This window comes from Methylobacterium sp. E-041, assembly GCF_022829665.1.
In the GTDB taxonomy this organism is placed as follows: domain Bacteria; phylum Pseudomonadota; class Alphaproteobacteria; order Rhizobiales; family Beijerinckiaceae; genus Methylobacterium.
The window spans coordinates 1-4118 of the sequence record NZ_JAKSYQ010000269.1 but is presented as its reverse complement, the minus strand read 5'-3'; the positions used below and the strand labels follow the sequence as shown (position 1 = coordinate 4118).

The 4118-nt window shown below is 66.0% G+C and carries 5 protein-coding genes and 1 pseudogene; 1 reads left to right on the top strand and 5 read right to left on the bottom strand.

Going from position 1 to position 4118, the window contains the following annotated elements:
• Positions 1–270: hypothetical protein (locus tag MKK70_RS24485; RefSeq protein WP_243950476.1), on the bottom strand; the 270-nt coding region annotated here is incomplete at its 3' end.
• Positions 271–384: 114 nt separating this feature from the next.
• Here MKK70_RS24485 and MKK70_RS24480 point away from each other — a divergent pair.
• Positions 385–648: pseudogene (locus tag MKK70_RS24480) on the top strand (SOS response-associated peptidase family protein); the annotation flags it as partial.
• Here the strand turns inward: MKK70_RS24480 and MKK70_RS24475 are convergent.
• The 4 genes from MKK70_RS24475 to MKK70_RS24460 all read right to left on the bottom strand — a co-directional run.
• Positions 582–2849: an ATP-dependent RecD-like DNA helicase gene (locus MKK70_RS24475; protein WP_243950474.1), complete on the bottom strand. Its 2268-nt coding sequence runs from the start codon at positions 2847–2849 to the stop codon at positions 582–584. The pseudogene MKK70_RS24480 and the gene MKK70_RS24475 sit on opposite strands and share 67 nt — an antisense overlap.
• Positions 2850–2885: 36 nt before the next feature.
• Positions 2886–3053, bottom strand: coding sequence for a nuclease (locus MKK70_RS24470; protein WP_243950472.1), 168 nt, complete (start codon positions 3051–3053; stop codon positions 2886–2888).
• Between the two features lie 114 nt (positions 3054–3167).
• The gene (locus MKK70_RS24465) at positions 3168–3581 is read right to left on the bottom strand and encodes a thermonuclease family protein (RefSeq protein WP_243950470.1); all 414 of its coding nucleotides are present in this window, start codon (positions 3579–3581) and stop codon (positions 3168–3170) included.
• Positions 3582–3967: 386 nt separating this feature from the next.
• On the bottom strand, positions 3968–4118 hold a 151-nt coding region (locus MKK70_RS24460; protein WP_409568320.1), incomplete at its 5' end, for a transposase.

Here is a 4118-nt window from a genome sequence, read left to right as displayed (position 1 = left end):
GTAGGACGAGGCTGATTGTAGTTCGCGACCGTGGTCGTGGGCGTTGATGAACTGCGTGCCGGCCCAGGTCAGGCTATCGATAGCGCCGGCCGTGCGTGACGAAACGCTGACCGCGATGGTTGAGCCTCCGAACGGTCGGCTGATCGTGGCCCGCCTACCAGGCTCCGGCCAAGCGATCGATGGACCATCCTCGGCAACTGCTCGCCCGGTGAGGACGCTGAGCGTCGCCAATGCGCTAGATCTGATGCGGCGTGATTTCAGTGCGGACATGCACCGAACTTAGAACCATGCCCGAGCGTGTCGCAATGCGTACACTGTTCCTGATCCCGGCGGCTGAGAGTGGCACCGACAGCCGCATGACACGACACAAAACAACGTTCTTCCTGGCGACCGTGGACGGGCGTGCGCGGCCCGAAGCGCGACGAGCCCGTCGAGGAGGAACACCGGCTCTATGCCCTCCTCACGACGGAGGCGAACGGCGTCGTCGGGCCGGTGCATCCGAAGGCGATGCCGGTGCTGCTGACCACGCCGGAGGAGTGGTGCACGTGGCTGGAGGCGCCGGCGGAGGGGGCATTGCAGCTTCAGCGGCTGCTGCCAGACGCCGGTATGATGGAAGTTGCTCGTGGATCGCGTAGCGATGGCACCTGATTTGGCCCCGTCAACCATTCGCGCAGCTTGGTCCAGCGTCGCTTCGCGCTCCCGCCGCGAACCGCCATGCCGATCGCCTTGCGCTGACCGATCAGCACGACGAGCTGCTTGCCGCGCGTGACACCGGTGTAGAGCAGGTTCCTCGCCAGCATCTTGAAGTGCTGCGTCACGATCGGGATCACCACGGCAGGATACTCCGAGCCCTGGCTTTTGTGGATCGTCGTGGCGAAGGCTGGCACCAGCGTGTCGAGCTCGCCGTAGGGGTAGACGACCTCACGCCCATCGAAGGTGACCACGACCGCGCCTTCTTCCTCGTCGATGCGCGCCACCATGCCGAGATCGCCGTTGAAGACGTCGCGATCGTAGTCGTTCTGGGTCTCCATCACTCGATCGCCGGGAGCGAAGCGCCAGCCAAAGCGCTCGATCTGCTGGGACGGGTTCGGATTGAGCACGCGCTGGAGCTCGTGGTTGAGGTTGCGCGATCCAAGCGAGCCACGCAGCATCGGCGTCAGGACTTGGACGTCGCGGATTGGATCGAGACCGAAGGAGCGCGGGATGCGCTTGGTCACGACTTCGATCAGCTTGGCGACACCGACGTCAGGATCGTCGATCTCGATCAGGTAGAAGTCGGCCTTCTCGCCCGGCTGTGGCCGCTCCGGCATCTGGCCCTGGTTGATGCGGTGCGCGTTGACGATGATCCGGCTCTCGGCTGCCTGCCGGAACACTTCAGTCAGTCGCGCCACCGGCACGCGGTCAGACGCGATGACGTCGGCCAGCACCTGGCCTGGGCCGACCGAGGGGAGCTGATCGACGTCGCCAACAAGGAGAAGCCCAGCGCCCTCCGGCACCGCCTTCAGCAGGGCGTTCATCAATGGTACGTCGATCATCGAGCACTCGTCGAGCACGAGCAGGTCGCAGTCGAGCGGGTTCTCCTCGTTGCGTGAGAAGCCGCCCCGCTTTGGGTCAATCTCCAGCAGGCGGTGAATGGTCTTGGCCTCAAGCCGGGTCTGCTCGGTCATCCGCTTGGCGGCACGCCCCGTGGGGGCTGCAAGCAGCACCTTCACACCCTTGGCCGTGAGGATGCGCAGCAGGGAGTCCAAGGTGCTGGTCTTACCAACGCCCGGCCCGCCCGTGATGACGCAGAGCTTCGAGGCCAGCATCAGACGGATGGCTTCGGCCTGAGAGGGCGACAGCGTCTTGCCCGTCTTTGCCTCCACCCAGGGCCGAGCCTTGTCGAGGTCGATGCTGGGCCAGGGTGGTGAACCACGGGCCCGGGTGACGAGCCGCTCTGCGATCGCTCGCTCGGCGGCATGCAGGCCCTTCAGGAAGACGCACGGCTCATTGTCGACCGTGTCGGCGATGACCTCCTCGCCGCGCGCGAGCTCGTCGGCGACGGCCGTGCGGACGAGGGCGACGTCAACCTCGAGAAGCTTCTGAGCAAGCACGATCAGCCGCTCGATCGGCAGGCCGCAATGTCCCTCGTCCATGGCCGTGTGCAGCGCGAACGACACGCCCGCCCGCAGCCGCTGCGGCGCTTCCTTCGTCAGCCCGAGACGCATGGCGATCGCGTCCGCTGTCCGGAAGCCGATGCCGCGGATGTCACGGGCGAGGCGGTAGGGATCCTCGCTCATCACGGCGATCGACTCGTAGCCATAGGTCTTGAAGATCCGCACTGCCTGCGCCGTGCCGACGCCGTGCGCGTGCAGGAAGATCATGATCTCGCGCACGGCCTTCTGCTCGGCCCAGCCGGAGACGATGCGAGCCGCCCGCGTTGGGCCGATACCAGAGACCTCCTTCAGGCGCTCGGGCTCGGCTTCGATGACCTCGAAGGTGGCTTCTCCGAACAGCGCCACGATGCGCTTGGCCATGGCCGGCCCAATGCCGCGCATGTAGCCGGACGCGAGGTAGCGCTCGATGCCCTCCACCCCGGTCGGTGGCGTGGCCTTGAGCGTGTCTGCTTTGAACTGGAGCCCGTGCTGCCGGTCGGTGAACCAGATCCCAGTTGCGGTGATCCATTCACCGGCGGCAATGGCAGGCGCATGTCCGATCACCGGCACAAGGTCGCGCTTTCCCCGCGCCTGGACCTTGAGCACGCAGAAGCCGGTCTCGGCGTTGTGGAAGGTGACGCGCTCAATCGTGCCGGCGAGCGTCTCGATGGGCGCACCCCGATCAAATTGGGGGGGCGTCGGACTCTGGTTCATGGTTGGCGTCGGAACGCCGCCTCCTCTAGATCCATCTCATCCCCGCGGTGCCCGCCACCCGGCTGCTTTCGCCTCGTCCTCGGTGCAGAACATGCCCTCGCCGGCTCGCTCGTCGATCACGGTGCGCGTGTAGGCGCTCGTACCCGGCAGGTGGTAGATCCGGTCACCCTTGGCCGAGATGTTGCCCTTGATCGTGCAGGTCATCGAAGCGTTCGAACCGGCCGGCGTCGGCTCATCGGCCGCTCGCGCCGCTGCTCCACCTCGACGTGTCCGGCGCCAGCCCGCTGGGTCTTCGAACGTGCCAGCCCAGATCCCGCGCTAGGCCGCACGTGCCTGCGCTTCCTGTCCCACATACTCGCTCGAGTAGCGCCGGAACGCGACGGCGTGGCCCTGCGCCACCATCCAGGCGTTCAGGTCCTCAAGGCTCTTCCTACAGATGGCTAAAGTGCGACCGTAGCAGTCGGTGTCCCGGGGCTCGCATGAGATTGGCGCCTCGCCGATCCGGTCGGACAACGCGAGGGCAGCAACCTGTCCGCAGCGATACTCCTTGCCGGCGGCGTCCTCGCACACCTGAGCGCTCTCCGGCGCGTCGATCCCGAAGAGACGGATACGAGTGCCCTGGATCACCACCGTGTCGCCGTCGGTGACGCTGGCGCGACCGACGATCGGTTCAGCAGCGAATGCGCCCCCGCCCTGCAACATGACGATGGCGGCGAGCAGGGGGTGACGCATGCAAAGGACTCTACGCGTCGCCGACGACCTGTCGAGTGATGTCCACTCGCACACCAGCGAACGCCAACGCCGCATTTGCTAAGGGCAACGTCATCAACAACGGCGAGCCGGTCACGGCACAGGTGCAGCAGCGGCCAGACAGTTCCCTCGACGTGATCCTCGACAAGATAAAGGCGCGGTCCGCTGGCCTGATCGCTGGAGCCCGGGGCCCGCTGCCCGGGGCAATTGCTGGAGGCCGTCGCTTGAGGGGCTGAGGTCACCCGCCGGCCCGATCGCGTCTGGTGGGGCGCCAGCCAGTGGCAGGGTAACGGGCGCGAGTTTGAGAAAGACATTGGGAAAGAAAGAGGCTGGATTAGCTCAGCCTGTCTCAGAGTCCGTCTGATAAGTCATAACGCTCGGCTGAGCCTTCGGACAAGGATCATGACGGCGGCGTAGAGGAAGGCCTGGGCCGAGGCGAGGGTCGCCTCCGGGTCTTTCCAAAGGCGGCGGTTGCGGCTGATCCAGCCGAAGAAGCGTTCGACCACCCATCGGCGCGGG